Annotated in this window: 15 protein-coding genes; 6 read left to right on the top strand and 9 right to left on the bottom strand. The window is 75.2% G+C overall.

All coding sequences use genetic code 11. The annotated features are described in order from the left end of the window. Nucleotides 1-66 precede the first annotated feature (66 nt). From ACFWBW_RS31270 to ACFWBW_RS31255, 4 genes are read right to left on the bottom strand one after another with little or no spacing between them, the layout of a single operon-like run. Nucleotides 67-705 (bottom strand): ATP/GTP-binding protein, encoded by a 639-nt coding sequence (locus ACFWBW_RS31270; protein WP_385379556.1) that lies wholly within the window; start codon nucleotides 703-705, stop codon nucleotides 67-69. Next, the gene (locus ACFWBW_RS31265) at nucleotides 686-1,129 is read right to left on the bottom strand and encodes a DUF742 domain-containing protein (RefSeq protein ID WP_385379555.1); all 444 of its coding nucleotides are present in this window, start codon (nucleotides 1,127-1,129) and stop codon (nucleotides 686-688) included. The genes ACFWBW_RS31270 and ACFWBW_RS31265 overlap by 20 nt, the downstream gene beginning before the upstream one ends. Nucleotides 1,130-1,139: 10 nt before the next feature. Next, the gene (locus tag ACFWBW_RS31260) at nucleotides 1,140-1,577 is read right to left on the bottom strand and encodes a roadblock/LC7 domain-containing protein (RefSeq protein ID WP_243341589.1); all 438 of its coding nucleotides are present in this window, start codon (nucleotides 1,575-1,577) and stop codon (nucleotides 1,140-1,142) included. Then, entirely contained in the window at nucleotides 1,574-4,669 is a 3,096-nt protein-coding gene (locus ACFWBW_RS31255) for a nitrate- and nitrite sensing domain-containing protein (protein WP_385379590.1), read from the bottom strand. Before ACFWBW_RS31255 ends, ACFWBW_RS31260 begins: the two co-directional genes overlap by 4 nt. Before the next feature lie 394 nt (nucleotides 4,670-5,063). Here ACFWBW_RS31255 and ACFWBW_RS31250 point away from each other — a divergent pair, with 394 nt between their 5' ends. Then, the gene (locus ACFWBW_RS31250; protein WP_385379551.1) at nucleotides 5,064-5,528 is read left to right on the top strand and encodes a hypothetical protein; all 465 of its coding nucleotides are present in this window, start codon (nucleotides 5,064-5,066) and stop codon (nucleotides 5,526-5,528) included. A 70-nt stretch (nucleotides 5,529-5,598) separates the two neighbouring features. Here ACFWBW_RS31250 and ACFWBW_RS31245 read toward each other — a convergent pair whose 3' ends face one another. The 3 genes from ACFWBW_RS31245 to ACFWBW_RS31235 all read right to left on the bottom strand — a co-directional run bounded on the left by ACFWBW_RS31245 (nucleotide 5,599) and on the right by ACFWBW_RS31235 (nucleotide 12,956). After that, nucleotides 5,599-10,269, bottom strand: a complete 4,671-nt coding sequence (locus ACFWBW_RS31245) for a hypothetical protein (RefSeq protein ID WP_385379548.1) — start codon at nucleotides 10,267-10,269, stop codon at nucleotides 5,599-5,601. Between the two features lie 82 nt (nucleotides 10,270-10,351). Beyond that, nucleotides 10,352-11,299, bottom strand: a complete 948-nt coding sequence (locus ACFWBW_RS31240; protein ID WP_385379546.1) for a hypothetical protein — start codon at nucleotides 11,297-11,299, stop codon at nucleotides 10,352-10,354. Between the two features lie 151 nt (nucleotides 11,300-11,450). Further along, a complete protein-coding gene (locus ACFWBW_RS31235; protein ID WP_385379543.1) occupies nucleotides 11,451-12,956 on the bottom strand; it encodes a hypothetical protein in 1,506 nt (501 codons plus the stop codon). Between the two features lie 289 nt (nucleotides 12,957-13,245). Here ACFWBW_RS31235 and ACFWBW_RS31230 point away from each other — a divergent pair, with 289 nt between their 5' ends. The 5 genes from ACFWBW_RS31230 to ACFWBW_RS31210 all read left to right on the top strand — a co-directional run bounded on the left by ACFWBW_RS31230 (nucleotide 13,246) and on the right by ACFWBW_RS31210 (nucleotide 16,970). Then, entirely contained in the window at nucleotides 13,246-14,046 is an 801-nt protein-coding gene (locus ACFWBW_RS31230) for a LamB/YcsF family protein (protein WP_385379540.1), read from the top strand. Then, complete coding sequence (locus tag ACFWBW_RS31225; protein WP_385379538.1) at nucleotides 14,043-14,669, top strand: allophanate hydrolase subunit 1; 627 nt, start codon at nucleotides 14,043-14,045, stop codon at nucleotides 14,667-14,669. The genes ACFWBW_RS31230 and ACFWBW_RS31225 overlap by 4 nt, the downstream gene beginning before the upstream one ends. Further along, nucleotides 14,666-15,535: a biotin-dependent carboxyltransferase family protein gene (locus ACFWBW_RS31220; RefSeq protein ID WP_385379535.1), complete on the top strand. Its 870-nt coding sequence runs from the start codon at nucleotides 14,666-14,668 to the stop codon at nucleotides 15,533-15,535. Before ACFWBW_RS31225 ends, ACFWBW_RS31220 begins: the two co-directional genes overlap by 4 nt. 134 nt (nucleotides 15,536-15,669) lie before the next feature. Next, nucleotides 15,670-16,254, top strand: coding sequence for an RNA polymerase sigma factor (locus ACFWBW_RS31215; RefSeq protein ID WP_385379532.1), 585 nt, complete (start codon nucleotides 15,670-15,672; stop codon nucleotides 16,252-16,254). Beyond that, nucleotides 16,251-16,970 (top strand): hypothetical protein, encoded by a 720-nt coding sequence (locus ACFWBW_RS31210; protein WP_385379530.1) that lies wholly within the window; start codon nucleotides 16,251-16,253, stop codon nucleotides 16,968-16,970. The genes ACFWBW_RS31215 and ACFWBW_RS31210 overlap by 4 nt, the downstream gene beginning before the upstream one ends. Before the next feature lie 164 nt (nucleotides 16,971-17,134). On the opposite strand, the gene ACFWBW_RS31205 is transcribed toward ACFWBW_RS31210, so the two are convergent. Both ACFWBW_RS31205 and ACFWBW_RS31200 read right to left on the bottom strand, forming a co-directional pair. Continuing rightward, the gene (locus ACFWBW_RS31205) at nucleotides 17,135-18,532 is read right to left on the bottom strand and encodes a HEAT repeat domain-containing protein (protein WP_385379527.1); all 1,398 of its coding nucleotides are present in this window, start codon (nucleotides 18,530-18,532) and stop codon (nucleotides 17,135-17,137) included. A gap of 46 nt (nucleotides 18,533-18,578) precedes the next feature. After that, nucleotides 18,579-18,710 carry a hypothetical protein gene (locus tag ACFWBW_RS31200; protein ID WP_385379524.1) on the bottom strand — a complete coding sequence of 44 codons (132 nt, stop codon included), beginning with the start codon at nucleotides 18,708-18,710 and terminating at the stop codon, nucleotides 18,579-18,581. Nucleotides 18,711-18,862 lie beyond the last annotated feature (152 nt).

The following is an 18,862-nucleotide window of genomic DNA, read 5'->3' as shown; positions in this document are numbered from 1 at the left end:
TACCCCCGTCGGCGGGGGTACGGGCCGCCTCCATGTCACGGACCGGGCCGGGGCGTGCCCCTCGGATCAGGCCGGGCCCTCGGCTCCCGCCGTCAGGCTCCGGCGGCGGGCCCTGGCCAAGGTCATCGCGTGCTCCACGACCCCGACCAGGACGTCCTTCACCGATTCCCGGTCCCGTGCGTCGCACAGCAGCACCGGCACCTCGGGAGTGAGGTCCAGGGCTTCCCGTACGGCCACCACGGGGTACTGCTCGGCTCCGTCGAAGCAGTTCACGGCGACCACGAAGGGGATCTCGCGCCGTTCGAAGTAGTCGATGGCGGCGAAGCAGTCGGAGAGCCGCCGGGTGTCCGCGAGGACCACGGCGCCGAGCGAGCCCTGGGCCAGCTCGTCCCACAGGAACCAGAAGCGGTTCTGTCCGGGCGTGCCGAAGAGGTACAGCACCAGGTCCTCGCGCAGCGTGATGCGCCCGAAGTCCATGGCCACCGTGGTGGTGTTCTTACCCTCCACTCCCCCGGTGTCGTCGATGCCGCGGCCCGGCTCGGAGAGGCGTTCCTCCGTCCGGAGCGGCCTGATCTCGCTCACCGCACTGACCAGGGTGGTCTTGCCCACCCCGAAACCGCCCGCGACCAGGATTTTCAGGGTCAGCGGCTCGACCGGCGTCACGGCATGCATGGCGCCGGTGCGGCTAGAGCGCCCGAAGGCCATCGATCACCTCACGCAGAATGGATTCGTCGGGCAGTTCGGCCGGGGGTACCGGCCGGGTCACGTGCACCAGTTCGTCGTCGACGAGGTCGCCGATCAGGACGCGTACGACCCCGACCGCGAGGTCGAGTTCGGCCGCGAGTTCCGCGACGGACTGCGGGCGTAGCAGGCAGAGCCCGAGGATGTCGGCGTGCTCCGGGGACAGGGTCGTGTCCCAGACCGGGTCGGCCGCCGCGGATTCCGCGACCACCAGCGCGATCAGGTCGAGGCGGTGCTGTCCGGCGTGACTGGTCCGCCCGCGGGTCATCGCGTACGGACGCACCACCGGACCCGCGTCGTCGTCGAACCACTGGCCGGAAGCGGAGTCGAAGGCGGCGTCGGAGGCGGCGGGGCTGTGGGCGGGGTGGTCCTGGCCTGGTTCGCTCATGCCGTCCGACTCACCCTCCGGCTGGCAGCCCGGTGCGCGGGGCGGTCGCCAGGTGGTCACCGACCCGCTTGACCATGAGGGTCATCTCGTACGCGACCTGGCCGACGTCGGAGTCGGCGTCGGCGAGCACCGCCAGGCAGCTTCCGTCGCCGGCCGCCATGACGAAGAGGAACGCCTCGTCCAGCTCCACCACGGTCTGGCGGACCCTGCCGGAGTCGAAGTGGCGGCCCACCCCCTTGGCGAGGCTGTGGAAGCCGGAGGCCACGGCGGCCAGGTGCTCGCTGTCCTCCCGGGTGAGGTCCTTGGAGCTTCCGGTGGGCAGGCCGTCGCCGGAGAGGACCACGGCCTTGCGGATGCTGGCGACCCGGTCGACGAGCTCGTCGAGGAGCCAGTTGAGCGGGCCGGAGCCGCGGCCCCTGGTGTCGTTGCCGGACTGCGGTGCGGTCATCGACCGTCCCCTTCGTTCTCGCTGCCGGGACCGGTGGCGGCAGGGCTGCCGGCCTCGGTCACGGACTGGTGTGGTGCGGGTCGCCACTCCTGCTGCGCCTGGTCGGGCTGCTGGGCGGGCGCGGCCTTCGGGGTCTGCTGTGACTGCTGTGCCTGGGGCGCCTGGGTCGTCTGCTCCGCCTGCTGCCGGGCGTGGTGGTCCCGGCCCGCGGTCCAGCCGCGCTGGAGCGAGGACATGCGCCGGCGTACGTCCTCGGCGTCGCGGTCGGCCCCGGGGTCCGCGGCGGCTTCGGCCGGGGCCGGGGCCGGCGCGTTCTTGAGCTGGGGCGCGAGGCTGGCCTGGCGGATCCGGCGGGGCAGGGTCGCCCCGGAGGGCGCCGCCGCGGGGTGCGCCGGGCCGGTCGGGGCCGGTGCGTCCTGCGCGGGGTCCGGGACCGCCGAGACGGGACGGGGCTCCACGCGGCGGCCGTGCTCGGCCACCAGGGTCGGGGTGGGGCGGCGGCGCGGGAGCGGGACGGCGCCGGGCGAGCGGGCGCCGTCAGGGCGGGCGGAGTCCGCGCGCGCCGGCTCCAGGCGCACCGGGCCGGTGGGCGGCAGGGGCTCCCGCTCGCGGTCGCCGTGATCGCGGTGATCGCGGTGATCGCGGCTGCGGTCGCGGTCCCGGTCGCGCAGGCCCTCCCGGCCCGGGTCTCGGTCGGTGAGCCGGGCGCCGCCCCGTTCGGCGGCGGCGTCGGCGGACCGGTCGCCCTTCCAGAGGCCCGTACGGTCGCCGGGGCCGTCCGGGGCCCGCTCGCCCATGCGGTCCGCGATCCGGTCGCCCTTGCGGGGACCACCGCGATCGGTGTGCCGGTCCGCGTGCGGGCGGCCGGCCGGGCGCAGGCCGAGCAGGGAGTTGCGCGAGATGCCGTTCGGCGGGGTCTCGTCGTCGAGGGTGGCCATGGCTGGCCTGCCCTTGGCTCCGGAGAGCCCGGAGAGCCCGGAGAGCCCGGTGACCCCGGCGGTTCCGGCGGGGCCCGTGATGCCGCTGGGGGCGTCCTCCGGGGCCGGGACGGGCTCGTCCAGCCCCAGCATCCCGATCGGGGCCTCCAGCTCGACGGGGCCGCGCAGTTCGGCGCCGGCCGGGAGCCGGCGGCCGGCGGCGTTGCTCTCGGCGACGGCCCGCTGGCGAGACGTGCCCACGGGGCCGCCGAGCGCCTTGCCGCCGGCCAGCCGGATGCCGGTGCCGTTGGTCTCGGGAGCCTCCGTCAGCAGGGCCACCGGGAGGAAGACCACCGCGGTGGTGCCTCCGTAGGGGCTGATCTGGAGGCGGACCTTGACGTCGTGCCGGTGCGCGAGCCGGCTGACGACGAACAGGCCGAGCCGGTCGGTGTCGGAGAGTTCGAACTCGGAGGTCTCGCTGAGCCGCAGGTTCGCGTCGAAGAGCGCCTCGGGGGTCATGCCGAGGCCGCGGTCGTGGATCTCCAGGGTGAAGCCGTTGGCCACGCGCTCGCCGAGGACCTGGACCGCCGTGTGCGGCGGGGAGAACACGGTGGCGTTCTCCAGGAGTTCGGCGATGAGGTGGGTGACGTCGGCCACGGCCGGGCCGCCGATGCCCAGGCGCGGCAGTCGGCGCACCTCGATGCGCTCGTAGTCCTCCACCTCGGCGACGGCGGCCCGTACGACGTCCATCAGCTGGACGGGCTTGCGCCACTGGCGGGAGGGCGCGGCTCCGGAGAGGATCACCAGGCCCTCGGCGTGGCGGCGCATGCGGGTGGTCATGTGGTCGAGGCGGAAGAGGTCGGCGAGCTCCTCGGTGTCCTCGGTGCGCCGCTCCATGGTGTCGAGCAGGGTGAGCTGGCGGTGCAGCAGCACCTGGTTGCGGCGGGCCAGGTTGACGAACACTTCGGAAACACCGCGACGGAGCTCCGCTTGCTTGACGGCGGCCTCGATGGCCGCGCGCTGGAGGGAGTTGAGGGCCTGGCCGACCTGGCCGACCTCGTCCTTCTCGTACTCCAGGCGGGGGGCCTCGGTCTCCACGTCCACGAGCTCGCCCGCGGCGAGGCGGCGCATCACGCCGGGGAGGCGGATGCCGGAGACCTCGTGGGCCTCCTTGCGGAGCCGGGACAGGTCGCGGATCAGCCCGCGGCCGATGCGCATCGACAGGACGAGGGAGACGATGAGGGCGATGAACCCGAGCACGCCGGCGAGGGCGGCCTGGACCAGGACGTCCATGGCGACGGGCTCGACGCGCTTCTGGTAGCGGTCGCCCGCGGCGGTGCCCATGACGGCGAGGTCTTCGAGCACCTTGCCGGCGGCGGCGTCCCACTGGCCGGCGGTCACGTTGCGCGGGCTGTGGGTCGGACCCTGGACGAGGAATCGTTCCTCTGCCTCGCGCAGGGAGCGGCTCTCCGGGTTGTTCCAGTACTGCTCGAACTGCTCCCGGTCGGCGGCCGGGAGGATCGCGAGGTTGAACTCGTAGAGCAGCTTGCGGTTGGCCACGAAGTCGGAGACGTGCCGGATGTCCGCCTGGCTGACGTTGCGGGCGGCCAGGGCCCCGGCGACGAGGGCGTCCTCGCGCGAGAGCGTCTCGCGGGCGCGGGTGATGCCGACGAGGGCGCGGCCCTGCTTGTCCATCTCCACGTCCTCGAGCGCGTGGAGGTTCATGAGGAACTCGTAGCAGGGGTCCACGAGCCGGTTGTAGAGCTCCAGCGCCTGATTGGTGTCGAGGGAGCCCCCGTCCACCGCGCTGCGCAGCGCTCCGATGCTGCGGAAGGCTTCGAGGATGGAACTCAGGTGCCGGGCGGAGGACGGGTCGAGTTCGTCGGCGATCTCCGGGTCCTTGGCGTCGGCGGAGATCTTCTCGACCGCTTCGTCGGTGGCCGCACGGTTGATGAGCAGCTCGGTGTTGGCGACGGCTGCGCGCGGGTCGCCGATGACCACGAGGGTCTGGCGGCGTTCCTTCTGGATGACGCGGACGACGTCCTCCACGGGGTAGCCGACCTTGTCGATGACGTAGGCGACACCGAGCAGTTGGACGGCCTGCCGGCCGGTGATCACCGTTGCGAAGCCCCAGAGGGCGGTCAGGGAGACGAGCGGCACAAGGAGCAACGCCACGATCTTCCGGCGGATGGACTTCCCGCGAAAGCGCATGGCCTCCCCAGCCTCCCCAGCTCAACCCCGTTACCGGGGGTTGGTGTTCCGTCATTTAAACGGCGTGAGCCTACTACTGCCACAGCGCACCTTCGAAGACCTGTCCGGACGTTTTCGGCCTGACCCCCGGACGAAGATCACGAGTTGTCCGATAGTTCCCGTGAAGTGCGGCCCGATATGTGGCAGATGACACTTGGTGGGGCCTCGGTTCCCCTCACTGAATGGATGGCTGGAATTCTTCGTTCCGCGACACTTCGGGGCGCGCGGTGCGTCCGGGATCCGGGAATCTATCGACCCCTTCGCGCGTCTACCTGTTCGGGGCGGGCATGAGCGGCCTCGTGGAGGGGAGGGACCGACCATGGCGAAGAGGTACGAAGACGACCGCGAAGGCGCGGGGACCGGGGCGCCGCAGGGGCGGGACCTGTGGGTGGACCAGCCGGCGGGGCGCAGGCGCATGCCGGACCCGGTGCGGAGGTCCGCCGTGCGGGCGGTGCTGATCGTCGCCGTGACGCTGACGGACGCGACGATCTCCTTCTTCCTGACGGTCACCGGCTCCTGGCTGGCGCTCCCGCTGTCGCTGTGCGCGATAGCGGGGGTGGTCGTGGCCACGTGGGGCGTGCTCGACGTCATGATCACCCGGCAGACGTGGAACCAGCGCTACGGGGTCCTCTCGGAGCCCAGCAGTACGGCGCGGGGCCGGCGGCGCGAACGCCGCAAGGCACGCCGGGAGGCCCGGTCGGCGCCGCCCCTGCCGCCCCGCGTACCCGCGCGCGGCGAGGCGACCGGCATCTGGCCGCCGTCGACGGGCGCGGGGCGGGGCTGAGCCGGGGCGCCGGACCCCGGCCCGGCCCCGCCGGACGGAGTCCGGCGCAGCGGGCGGCGCGTCGGAAGGCTCAGCTGCGGCGGTACATGCGGGTCGCCGTGATCTCGCCGTGGATCGTCTCGCCGTCCGTGAACTGCTGGGGCAGGCCCGGGCGCAGGTGTTCCTCGACGCTGATGTACTTCAGGCCCGCGCGCAGGTCGGCGTCGTTGCGCAGCCGGATCACCAGCGGGAACTCGGCGAGGGCCGTGGTGTCGAACAGGCCCGTGGTGTACAGCAGCTGGACGCCGAGCGCGTCCGAGACGGCCCGCTGGAGCTCCAGCAGGTACGTGGCGTTCGCGCGCCCGATCGGGTTGTCGAGGAAGAGCGTGCCCGCGTGCCGGTGCTTGTCGCGGCCCCGGTCGTTGCTGCGCAGCGCCGCCATCGTGCAGTACAGGGCGATCGCGGCGGTGAGCAGCTGGCCGCCGGAGAACACGTCGCCCATCTGGCCGACCGGGACCCGCTCGGCGCGCAGCACCGCGTCGGGCTTGAGGATCTCCACCGCGATGCCCTTGGGCTCCAGGGCCGCCTGGACCCCGTGCAGGAGCAGCGACATGCCGTCGCGGCGGCCTTCGCCGAAGGTGGCGGTGCTGTTCTTCTTCAGGGCGCCGCGGGTCGCCTCGTCGATGACCTCGCCGAGCCGCTCGGTGAGGGTGGCCTGGTCGGGCTCCTCGAAGCGGATGCGCAGGAACTCCTGGCCCGACCACTCCCCCAGCCCCTCGGGGAGCTGGGAGAGCCGCTGGGCGGAACGCAGGGTGGCCAGGGCCGATTCCACGAGGCCGCGCAGCCGGTCCACGATGCTGTCCCGGTTGCGCTCCAGCTGCGCCAGCTCGTCGGTGAGGACGCGCAGCCGGGGGGCGAAGGCCACGGCCCAGGCCGCGGCGTGTTCGGGCAGGGCGGAGGCGGGCAGTTCGCGGATCTGCTGGCGCGCGGGGGTGCGTACCTGCTCGTAGCGGTTGGCGTTGGCGTGCCGGACCAGGATGTCGCTCGCCTCGCGGACGGCGGCCTCGGCGGCCGACAGGTCGGCGGCGCAGGCCCGTAGCGCGCGGCGGGCCTCGGTGGCCGACTGGCGGGCCTCCTCCAGGCTGCCGGGGTGGGTCACCGGCTCCTGCTCGTCCTCCTGGTGGGTGTGGTCCCGCAGGAGGTCCCGGAGCATGGCCGCGGTCTCGTCGAAGCCGCCGGCGCCCTCCTCGGCGGTGCGGTGGGCGCGCAGCAGGTCGGCGTGGGCCGCGCGGGCGGACTCCACGGCGGCGGTGTGGGCGGCGAGTTGGGCGGTGGCGGTGCGGAGCATCGCCTGGGCGTCCTCGACGTTGTCGGGGATCAGCTCCTCGGGCAGCTCGGTGTGCGTCTCGCCCTCGGCGGGGGCGTGTCGTTCGGCCTCGCCGCGCAGCCGGCCGAGCTGCTCGCTCGCGGTGGAGGCGCGGGTCTCCAGCATCTGTACGAGGGCTTCGGCGCGGGCGGCCGCGGCCTGCCGGGAGGGGCCGTCGGCCCCGTCGGTGCCTTCGAGGAGCTGGGCGGCGCGGGTACGGACCTTGTTGGTGAGGCGGTCCAGTTCGGCGAGGGCCACGGACTCGTCGCTCTCGGCGCGGGCCTGTTCGGAGCGCAGGTCGGCGCCGACGCCGACCTTCTCGTAGAGCTGGGAGGCCGCGCGGTAGGCCTCGCGCAGCGCCGGGAGCGGGGCCTTGGCCGTGCCGTCGCCCTCGGGCAGCGGATCGGGGGCTCCGGCGATCTCGGCGCGCTCGGCGCGCAGGGCGCGGGCGGTGCGGCGGGCGTCGTCGGCGGCGCGCTGGGCGGCGCGGCGGTCCTCGTCGGCGGCCCGGGCGCGGTCGAGGCAGACCTCGGCGCGGGCCTCGGACTCGGCGGCGTCGTCGGCGAGTTCGCGCAGCTTGGTCTGCCAGCCGGCGCGCTCGCGCAGCCGGTACGCGAGGCCGGCCAGGGCGTCCGCGACGCGGCGGGCGCGCTGGGCGGTGTCCTGGCGCTCGTCGCGGACGCGGGCTGCGTCGGTGGCGGCCTCGTCGGCCTCGGCGCGTACGGTACGGGCCTCCGCGAGCTCGGCGTCGGTCTCCTCGGCGAAGCCGCGGGCGGCGGCTGCCTGCTCCGCGAGCTCGGTGAGGCGGCCGGGCGGGCAGCCGGTGCGCCAGGACAGCAGCCGGGCGGCGAGCTCGCGGTCACCGGACAGGCGGGCGGCGAGCTCGCGGATCTCGGTGTCGCGGGCGGTGGCGCGGGCGCGCAGCGCCTGGCGCTCCTCGTCGGCGGCGTGCTCGTCGTGCATGGCCGGGTTCGGCGGGACGATGAAGATGCCGGACCCCGTGGCGTCGCCGGCCGGGGGAACCGGCGCCAGCAGAGCGGCGGCGGTGCCGACGGCGACGGTGGAGCGGGGCAGCAGGGCGGCGCCGGAGAGGACCTCGCGGGCCCGGGAGTGGGTGTCGGGGTCGGTGATGACCACGCCGTCGACGAGTTCGGGGCGGGCGGCGAGGACGGCGGCGTGGTCGGCCGGGTCCACGGACTGGGCGAGGTAGCGCCAGCCGGGGAGGGCCGGGATGCCGTGTTCGCCGAGGAACTCGACGGTGGCGAGGACGTCGGGGCCGGGCGGCAGCAGGCCGCCGTCGCCGAGGGCGCCGAGGATGCGGGAGTCGTCGGCGGCGGCGGTGCGCAGGTCGAAGAGCTGGCGTTCGGCGGTCGCGACTCCGCGGGTCAGCAGTTCGCGCAGTTCGTCGGCGCCCCGGTCGAGGTCGGCGACCGTGAGCCCGGCGGTCTCGGCGCCGGTGGGTGCGGGGGATCCTGCGGAGCTGTGGGGCGCACCGCCCTGGGGAGCAGCGCTCTGGGGCGCACCACCGCCCGCCCCGGTCGCTCCCGGGGCGTCAGGGAGGCCCAGGAGGGCCGCCAGGCGCGGTGCGGAGGCGAGGGAGGTGGCGGCCCGGTGCTCGGCGTCGTGGGCCGCCTCGGCCGCGTCGGCGGCGTCGGCCGCGCGGGCGGCGGTGAGTTCCGCGCGGGATTCCGCCGCGGCGGCCTCGCGGGCGGCCTCGGCGGCTGCGCGGGAGGCCTCGCGGGACTCGTCCCAGGCGGCCACGGCCGTCTTCTCCGCGTCGGCGGCGGCCAGGGCGGCGCGCGCCGGGTCGGCGTCGGGGGCGGAGTCGTCGAGCCAGCCGGCCCGGACGGCCTCGGCGGTCTCCTGCTGGACCTCGGCGAGACGGGCGCGCAGGTGCTCGGCCTCGCTGCGGGCCCGCTGCGCGGCCGTGGCGGCGGCGGTGGCGGCGCGGTGGGAGGACTCGCCGGTCTCCTGGAGGACGGCGGAACGCTCCTCCTCCTCGTTGGCGGCCCGCTCGCCCTGCTCGGCGGCGGCGTGCAGGGCCCGTACGAGCTCGGTGGCGGCGGTGGCACGGGCGGCCAGCGCCGGGGCGGCGTCCCGCTCGGCCTCCAGGATCGCGGCGGCGACCCGGGCGGAGCGGTCGGCGGCGGAGCGGTGGCGCAGGACGTGTTCGGCGGCCTGCCAGGCGGAGTGCAGGGTGCGGGCTTCGAGGAGTTCGCGGCGCTGCGCGGCGGCGGCCTTGTCGGCGACGGTCAGGGCCAGCGAGGCGTGCCGGTAGGCCAGTTCGGCCGAGACGGCGGCGCTGCGGGTGCGTGCGGACTCGGCTGCGGTGACCTGGTGGGCGGCTGCGGTGACCCGCTGCGCGAGGTCGGCGGCGCGCCCGCGCTCCTCGCCGGCGCGGGCGGACAGGCGCCGGGCGAGGGTGCGCGTACGGCGTTCGGCCCCGGCGTGGACGTCACGGAGCCGGGAGCGTGCCGCAGCGGCCTCGACGATCTTGGTGAGGAGGTCCACGGAGCCCGCGGTGAACTCCCGTTCTGCCATCAGCTCGGCGCGGCGGCCGAGCTTGTTGCCGAAGCCGTGGACGAGGTCGGCGAGGCCGTCGGTGTCCCGGGTGTCAGTGACGGCGCGCAGCAGGAGGTCGGTGAAGTCGGAGTCCTTCTTGACCGCGAAGAGGCCGGCGGCCTCGCCCTCGTCGGCGTTCATCTCGCGCTGGTAGCGGAAGAGTTCGGGGTCGAGGCCGACCTCGGTGAGGTGCTCGTTCCAGCGGTCGTGGATCTCCTCGAAGTACACCTCGAGGTGCGGGTACGCCTTGCCGGCCTCGGTCAGGGCGTCGCGGAAGCCCTTCATGGTGCGGCGCCGACCCTGGGCGCCGGAGACGCCTTCCACGGGCGGGCGCACAGAAGTGGCCTCGGCCACCGGGAGGTTGTCCAGGCTGAGGCCCGGGCCGGGGCGGAAGGAGTACCAGGCCTCGGCGAACTTGCGCGGGTCGTTGGAGACTTGGCGGCCGCGCCACTCGCTGACCTTGCCGACGACCACGCACTCGCCGGTCTGGGTGTGCTGCCATTCCAGCGCGACGTGGCCGCAGTCGTCGGCCAGCAGGAACTTGCGCAGGACGCCGGAGCTGGCGCCGCCCAGGGTGTTGCGGTGGCCGGGCAGCATCACCGAGAAGATCAGCTTGAGCAGGACGGACTTGCCGCCGCCGTTCTCCAGGAAGAGCACGCCGGCGGGCGCGGGGCGGCGCGGCGGGCCGGTGGGCTCGTCCTCGAAGAACTCCGCCTGGGCGGGTGCCGGATGGGGCACCGGCTCACCGACTCCGCGCAGGTCGAGCACGGTGTCGGCGTAGCGCGCGCCGGCGGGCCCGATGGAGTAGAGACGGATCCGGGACAGCTCGTACATGGCGGCGGACTCTCGTGGTCTTTCGTAGGTCGTACGGGGACGGGTGGCGGGCGTCGCGGGTGGCCCGGCGGGGTGCGGCGGCTCAGGCGTGGAAGGGCAGGCCCGCGTCGGCGGCGAGTTCGAGGTCGTCGCCCTCGGGCGGCGGCAGCAGGCTGGCGGAGCCGTCGCTGACGGCGACCACGCCCAGGTCGAGGAGCTCGGCCATGGCCGCGCTGCCCGCCATGTCGCGGACCTGGAGCTGGTAGCGGGGGGTGGTCCGGTACGTGCCTCCGGCCTCGTCACCGGTGCGCTGGAGGAAGCCGGAGTCGGTGAGGAAGGCGGCGGCCTTGCCGACGATGCCGGTGGTGGAACCGGCCAGCCGGCGGGCGTCCTTGGTGGCGCCGGTCGCACTGCGACGGGCGTAGACCCGCCAGGCCGCCTCCAGGCCGGGGGCGTCGGACGCCGGGTCGGTGTTCTCGCCGAGTTCCTCGGCGCGCTCCTCCAGCCGGCGGCAGGTCTGCCGGACGAAGGCGTCGACGCCGTTGACGGTGATCCGGCCGATGTAGCCGTCGTCGGCGAGGTCCTCGGGGCGGGGGAAGGCCAGGGCCGCCACGGCGAGGTGGGCGAGGCCGTGCAGGAAGCGGTCCGCGGAGTCGGCGGTGGTGCGGCGGGCGTAGTCGCCCATCCGGACGGCGAAGACGGAGTCCTCTCCGGCGGCCACGGCCATGCCCGCGCGGGAGGACACCTCGAGGACGACGAGGCCGAGGCCGGTGGCGACGGCGTCGGCGAGCCGGGCGAAGGCGGGGTCCTCGCGGTAGCGGCGCAGCAGTTCGGCGTACTCGGCGTCGCGGGCGGGGAGCAGCTTGGGCTGGAGCCCGAACGCGACGAGGCGGGCCGCGTCCGCGGCGTCCGCCGGGGTTACGGGGCCCTGCGGTCCCTGCGGGGCCTGCCCCGGGACCGGGGCCTGTGCGTGGGCCTGAACCGGAGCCGGTGCCTCGTACGCGTCGGGCTCGCTCCACGCGGGGTGCTGCTCGGCGTGGTGGTCGCTCACGGGTGGGTCTCCTCGGCGGTGCGGGTACAGGTACGAGTGCGGGGGCGGGCGCGCCGGGCACGGGCGTGGTGCGGGGCAGCGGCTCGCGTACGGGCGTGCGCTTGGGGCCGTGCGGCGGCGGGACAGGCGGGCCCGTTCGGTGAGGGCGGGGTCACGCCGCCTCCGTGCGGTCCGCCGTCATGGCCGCCGCGTCCAGGAGGGCGGTGCCGACGATGAGGTCCGCGCCGCCGAATTCGGGGTCTTCGAGTTCCGTGCCGTCGTCGACCGCGAAGAGAAGCCGCTCCTCGCCCTGGCGGTACGCGGTGCCCACCGCCGGGCTCGCCGCGTGGACGGCCAGCAGGGCGACCAGGTAGGGGAGGTCTGGGTCGGAGCGGCGGGCTTCCGCGAGGAGGCCGGACAGGCGGCGCGGGGCGTCGTGCGGGAGTTCCAGGAGGGCCATCGCGGCGGCGAGCTGCTCCTCGCTGAAGCGGCTGTCGTCGGGGGTGGCGATCAGGTCCGGCTCCGGCATCTCCACGCCGAGGTGTTCGCGCTCCACCGGTGGGGTCAGCAGGATCTCCACCAGGTCCGCGACGCGGACGGAGACGGGGGTGCGCAGGCCGGCGCCCGACGCGAAGAAGGCGTCCGTGACCCGGATGGCCTGCGCGACCGGGAGCGGCAGCGTGGGGGCCACCAGCTGTCCGTAGAGGTCGATCCCGGAGCGCGGCGCGGGGGCCGCGAAGGCCTGGCGGTCCTGTTCGGCGCGGAAGAGCGGGCCCGCGTCCAGGAGTCGGGACTGGAGCTGGGTGTGGCGGCGGATGCAGTCCTTGACGATGTCGACGAGCTCGGCGGCGCGACGCTTGTTGTCGGGCTCTTCGGCTTCGTCGCGGGCCTTGCGGATGTTGGTCAGGATCGCGTTCTCGTGCCGGTAGCGGTCGGCGACGTGGTCCAGGGCCTCCGCGATCATGTCGGGGACGGTCACCAGCCAGTCGACGGCCCGCACGTTGCGGCGGGTCGCGTCGAGCGTGCGGCGCAGGGTCTCGGCGTACTGGACGGTGCGGTAGCGGGCCTGTTCGGCGGCGAGCTGGGCGTCGGCGAGCCGGCCCCGGCTGATCAGGACCTCCAGCTTGACCTCGGCGGCGATCTGCGCGCTGGTCACGTCCGTGTCGAGGGCGCCGACCAGGACGTTGACGGCCTCGTCGGTGGTGCGCAGGTACACCGCGCCGCCGTAGCCCGGGACTTCCTCGATCAGCTTGAAGTCGTAGTCGCGGCGTACGTACACCCCGTCCGGGCCGAACGTGCCGTAGATCGCGCGGAATCCGCGGTCGACACTGCCGACGTTGATCAGGTTCTCCAGCACCCAGCGGGCCACCCGCTCGTGCTCGGCCGCGGGGCGCGCCGGTGCCTGGGCGGCGACGCGCGGCAGCAGGCGGGCCACTATCTGCTCGTGGTCCGCGCCGGTGTCGAAGTCCATGTTGAGGGTGACCAGGTCGATCGCGGCGAGCGCGACCTCTGCCATCGCGTAGACCCCGTACTCGCCGGCCAGATTGGCCTTGCGTACGTCGAGGTCGTGCAGCGGGGCGGTGCAGGCGAGCGCGCGCAGCCGCCGGGCCAGGCCCTCGTCGGCGGCCGGGCCCGACGCCGGAGAGGGGAGGGTCTTCGCCGGGGCAGGGAGAGTCACGGGCAAAGACTAGGCGCTGACCCTGACAACATCCCAAACGGGATGGTTCGCCCGATCCTCCCGCCGGCGGCCTGAGTGCGGCCCGCGCCCCGTTCTGGATCCCGAAGAGACGGCCCAGGGGGTGTCTTGTCGATCAGGCCGGGCTCGCGGCGCCTGGCACCGCGCCTCGCCGCGTTGTCGTCACTCGCCGACGCTCCGCGTCGACTCCCTCCTCCGCCTTGCGATCCACGGCACCAGACCCCGCTCCCTGATCCGGCCTGATCGACAAGACACCCCCTAGGCTCACCGCATGGCTTCCATGATCACGCCGGAATCTCCGGCGGCCGGCCCCGTGATCGATCTCAACGCCGACCTCGGCGAAGGCTTCGGGCGGTGGACACTGACCGACGACGAGGCCCTGCTGTCCGTCGTCACGAGCGCCAACGTCGCCTGCGGCTTCCACGCCGGAGACCCGTCCATCATGCGCCGCGTCTGCGAGCTGGCGGCCGCGCGCGGGGTGCGGATCGGCGCGCAGGTCTCGTACCGGGACCTGGCGGGCTTCGGCCGCCGCTCCATGGACGTGCCGGCCGGTGAGCTGGCCGACGAGGTGGCCTACCAGATCGGGGCGCTGGAGGTCTTCGCGCGGGCGGCCGGTTCCCGGGTGTCGTACGTGAAACCGCACGGCGCCCTCTACAACCGCACCGTGCACGACGCCGGCCAGGCCGAAGCCGTCGTGGCCGGCGTGCTGCTCGCGGCCGGTCCCGGCGGGCTCCCGGTGCTCGGGCTGCCCGGTTCCCTGCTGCTCGCCGCCGCCGGGCGGGCCGGGCTGGCGGCCGTCCCGGAGGCCTTCGCCGACCGCGCCTACACCCCCGCGGGCACCCTCGTACCGCGCGGCGAGCCGGGCGCGGTGCTCCACGACCCGCAGGCCGTGGTGGCCCGCGCGGTGGACATGGCCGCCTCGCACGCGGTGACGGCCGCCGACGGCTCCCGGATCCCGGTGGCCGCCCGTTCCCTGTGCCTGCACGGGGACACCCCCGGGGCGGCGGAGCTGGCCCTGCGCGTCCGCGGGGCGCTCGGCGGCGCCGGGGTCCGGGTGGAGGCCTTCGCGTGAGGGCGCTGGAGGCCGGCGCCGGGGCGCTGCTGCTGGAGGTGGACTCCGCCGAGGAGGTGGCCGCGCTCCACGCGGAGCTGCTGCGCCGGCGGGACGCGGGCGAGCTGGGCGGCGTACGGGAGATCGTGCCGGCGGCCCGGACCGTCCTGCTCGACGGGGTACGGGAGCCACGCGCCCTCGCGGCCCGGATCGCCCGCTGGCGGGTCGCCCCGCCGGCGCCGGCCGACGGGCCTCTCCCGGTGACGGTCCCGGTGCGCTACGACGGTCCGGACCTCGCGGAGGTGGCCGCGCTGTGGGGGGTGTCCCCCGGGGAGGTGCCCGGCATCGTCGGCGCGATCACCTTCCGGGTGGCCTTCTGCGGGTTCGCCCCCGGCTTCGGCTACCTGACGGGGCTGCCCGCCCGCCTCCACCTGCCCCGGCGCGCGACGCCCCGTACGGCGGTACCGGCGGGCTCGCTGGCCCTCGCGGGCGAGTACGCGGGGGTCTACCCGCGCTCCTCCCCCGGAGGCTGGCAGCTGATCGGGTCCACCGACGCGGTGCTGTGGGACCCGGCGCGCGAGCCGGCCGCGCTGTTCGCGCCGGGGGTGCGGGTGCGGTTCGCCGGGGCGGGGGCGGCGCCGTGAGGGGGCTGGAGGTCGTACGGGCGGGCGCGCTGACCACCGTCCAGGACCTGGGCCGGCCCGGGTACGCCCACCTCGGTGTCCCCCGTTCGGGGGCCCTCGACACGGGGGCGCACGCGCTGGCGAACCGGCTGCTGGGCAATCCGCCGGGGGCCGCGACGCTGGAGACGACCCTGGACGGCGTGGGTCTGCGGGCGGTGGGCGGTCCGGTCGTGGTGGCGGTCACCGGGGCGCCCTGCGCGGTACGGGTCGACGGGCGCGCGGCGGCCTGGGGAGCCCCGGTCCTGCTGCGCGCCGGGGCGGAGCTGGAGGTGGGCCGGGCGGAGTCGGGACTGCGCGGCTACGTGGCGGTGCGGGGCGGGTTCGCGGTGGAGCCGGTGCTCGGCAGTCGCTCGACCGATCTGCTGTCGGGCCTGGGCCCGCCGGTCCTGTCGGCGGGGGCGCTGCTGCCGGTGGGCGCGCCCGGTCCGGATCCGGTGGCCGGGGCGGACGCCCCGGCGGCGCCGGGCCCGTCTGCGGAACTGGTGCTGCCGCTGCGGCTGGGGCCGCGGGCCGACTGGTTCGCGTCGGAGTCGGTGACGGGGCGGCTGCTGCGGGCGGTGTACCGGGTCTCGGCCGCTTCGAACCGCATCGGGCTGCGCACGGAGGGGCCGCCGCTGGTCCGGGCCCGGAGCGGGGAGCTGCCGAGCGAGGGGATGGTGCTCGGTGCGGTTCAGGTTCCGCCGGACGGGCAGCCGGTGGTCTTCCTGGCCGACCACCCGGTGACCGGCGGGTATCCGGTCGTCGGCGTCGTCCCGCCGGGCCCCGCGCTCGACGCGGCGGCCCAGGCCCGGCCGGGGGTCCCCGTGCGGTTCGTGCGGAGCCGCTGAGGCGGGGCATGTGGGAGCGCGCCGTGCGCGGCATGTGCGAGCGGCCGTGCCCGGCCGGTGAAACGCTTCGCGCGGCAGATGCCAAGTACGGGTGAACGGGGCCGCAGGGGCCCCACACACCGGGGAGGAAACGGGTGCGAAACCCATCAGGGGAGGCCGGGCCACCGGATCTCACCACGCCCGAGGGGTTCGGCAGGTTCTACGAGGAGCACGTCGACGCCGTCCTCGGCTTCGTCACCCGCCGGGTCGCCGATCCGCACGCGGCGGCGGACCTGACGGCGGACGTCTTCCTCGCGGCGATGGGGTCGGCGGGCGGCTACCGGCCCGACCGGGGCGTGCCGGTCGCCTGGCTGTTCGGCATCGCCCGCAATGTCCTGTCGGGCCACGCCCGCGGTCTGGCCCGCGAGAGCGGCGCCCTGGCCCGGCTCAGCGGCCGCAGGCTCCTCGACGACGAGGACGTGGCCGCGCTGGAGGAGCGGATCGACGCGGAGCGGGCCTACCGGGCCGTCGCCGAGCGGCACGCCGCCCTGTCCGAGCCGCTGCGCGCGGCGCTCGACCTGGTCGTCGTCGACGGCCTCACGCCGGCGGAGGCGGCGCAGGCCCTGGGCGTCACCACGACGACGGTCCGCGTGCGCCTGCACCGTGCCCGGCGCGCCCTGCGCGCCACCGAACCCGCCCCGTTCCCCACCCCGGAACCGCACTTGGAGGTAGTCCGATGAGCAGCAGGCCCAACGCGTTCGAGGAGCGGCTGAAGGCCGAGCTCATGGCCATCGCCGCGGACCAGCCCCCCGCCGCCGCCCCTTCCCGGTCAACCGCCCGGCGCTACCGGATCCCGATGGCCCTCGGCGCGGTGGCGGCGGCGGTCGCGGGTCTGGTGGCCTTGCCGGTGCTCGGCGACGGCGGCGGTACGTCGCCCGCGTACGCCGTGTCCCGAAACGACGACGGCACCATCTCGGTTCACATCTTCCACCCGGACGGGGTCGACGGGACGGCCCGCGAGCTGCGGGAGCTGGGGATCACGGTGGCGGTGGTGCCGCGCAAACCTTCGGAGCAGTGCCCGTCGAGCGTGGCCTACCCGCAGGGGCTCACTCCCGGGGAGGGCGGGGGCGAGTTCGCCGGCGCCCGGGACGAGTCCGCACAGATGATGATCACCCCGGAGACCGTGCCGCCGGGCCACACGCTGGTGGTGAGCACGCCCGTGGACGCCTCGGACGTCCACCCGGTCGGCTTCGGCGCCGTCGAGACGTCGAAGGTGCCGTCCTGCGTACCCGTCTACGCCGACCCCGCCCAGGCCCCCAAGCGGACCCTGAGCCCGAAGGAGGCCGCGGTGCTCAAGGACAAGCAGCGGGTCTCGAAGGAGCAGCGCGAGAAGGAGGCCCGGACGGGCGGAACCGCCACGGCGAGCCCGTCGACGAGCCCTCCGCGCAAGCCGTAGCCCGACGGTCGGCAACCGACAGCGGGGCCCCGGTCCGTTTCTCTGGCCGGGGGGGGGGGGGGTTTCTGGGGGGGGTGGGGCTCCGCGGCTACACGGCCGACTCCGGAGGGGTGCGCGGCTCCGCGGCTACACGGCCGACTCCGGAGGGGTGCGCGGCTCCGCGGCTACACGGCCGACTCCGGAGCGATCCGGCTCCGTACCGCCGACTGGACGTCCTCTTCCTCGGCCGGGTCCGCGGCCAGCCTGCGCAGGCGGGGGGCCACTCGGGCGTCGGCCGTCTCGGCGTGGCGGGCGGCCACCTCCCTGGTGGTCTCCTCGCAGTCCCACAGGCACTCGACGGCGAAGCCCGCCGCGAAGGAGGGGTCCGTCGCCGCCAGGGCCCGCGCGGCGCGGCCCCGCAGGTGGGAGGAGGCCGTCTCGCGGTAGATGTGGCGCAGTACCGGCGCCGCGCAGTCGATGCGGAGCCTGCCGGCTCCGTCGACCAGGGTGAACAGAGGCGTCGAGTCCGGGCCGGAGCCGCGGACGGTGGAGCGCAGGGCACCGAGGACGAGGGGGGCGTCCTCGATTCCGCCGCGGGCGGCCAGGAGGGTCCCTGCGGCCGTTCCCAGGGCGTCGGGGCGCTGGACCCAGCGTCGGGCCCGCTCGACGGCGGCGGGGCCGCACATGCGCTCGTAGGCGGCTACGGCCGGCTCGTCGCCGGCGGCTTCGATGAGGTCCAGTACGGCCGGGTTCTCCGGCTCGGCGAGGACCAGGTGGGGCAGCGCGGTGGCGCGGGCGGCCTCTCCGGACGCGCCGGCGGCGGCCGCCAGGATCGCGGAGCGGTCTTCGGGGGTGGCGACGGCGGCGAGGCAGCGGGCGGCCGGGACGTGCAGGGGGGTGCCCCGGCGCAGTCCGTCGGCGGCCCAGTCGAAGACGGCCTGGACGCCCCAGCCGGGCTGGGGGCCGCGGGGGGTGAGCTGGCGCTGCCAGCGGTCGAAGGAGCCCTGCTGGCGGGCTGCGCGCAGCCGTTCGCCATAGGCGGGGCCCTCTTCCCACAGGCACCAGGGCCTGGGCTCGTAGGCGTCGCGGACGGCGGCGGCGAGCCGCGCCTCACCCTCGGCGGTGGCGGGGAACCGGGCGAGGACGGGGGAGGCCAGTGAGCGCAGCCCCTCGTCGTCGTCGCGCAGGGCGAGTTCGTCGAGGGCCCAGGCCCAGTTGGCGCCCGTGGCGGCGTAGCGGCGCAGCAGCATGAGCGCGTCGTCGCGGCCGTACGAGGCCAGGTGGCCCAGGACGGACAGGGCGAGGCCCGTGCGGCGGTCGTCCTCGTCGACGAGGTCGTCGACGCTGAGGAGGTGGGCTTCGATCTCGCCCAGGGGGCCGTCGAGGTCCAGGTACAGGCGTGCGTAGTACAGGGAGCGGTTCTCGACCTGCCAGTCCTGGCGCGGATCGCCGGCCACGCAGAGGTTGAGCGCCGCGAGGGCCTCGGCCCTGGGCGCCGCGAGTGCGTGCAGCGTGCCGTCGCCGCGGCCGCGCTGCAGGAGCCCGAGCAGGGTGCCGCTCGGCGCTATGACTGGTTCGAACATGGGAATGGCCTCAAATCAAGCTGGGGACGCAACCGGGAATCGGAATTCACAGGGCCGCGTAACAGCATGTGAGGACGTCCGCCGTCTGGTTCCGCTCGATGTAGACCATTGCCTTCTCACTCTCGTCGGTGTTCTCGGCCAGGGCGGCGGTCCCCCGGCAGGAGTGGGGGTCGGACACCCGTTGTGTCCTGCCCGCTCCTGCCCGTCCGTCCTGTCCGCGAATCGAATCCGACGCCATGATGACCCAGGCGGTTTGTGCGCCGCGACCACATTTAAGGCCGCCGTGACCAACCCGTGAGGTCTGGACCAGCCCAGAACCGGCCAGGGAGC

The organism is Streptomyces sp. NPDC059957, from assembly GCF_042730015.1.
Taxonomy (GTDB): domain Bacteria; phylum Actinomycetota; class Actinomycetes; order Streptomycetales; family Streptomycetaceae; genus Streptomyces.
The sequence above is the reverse complement of the archived record's forward strand: the minus strand, read 5'-3'. Positions and strand labels throughout refer to the sequence as shown.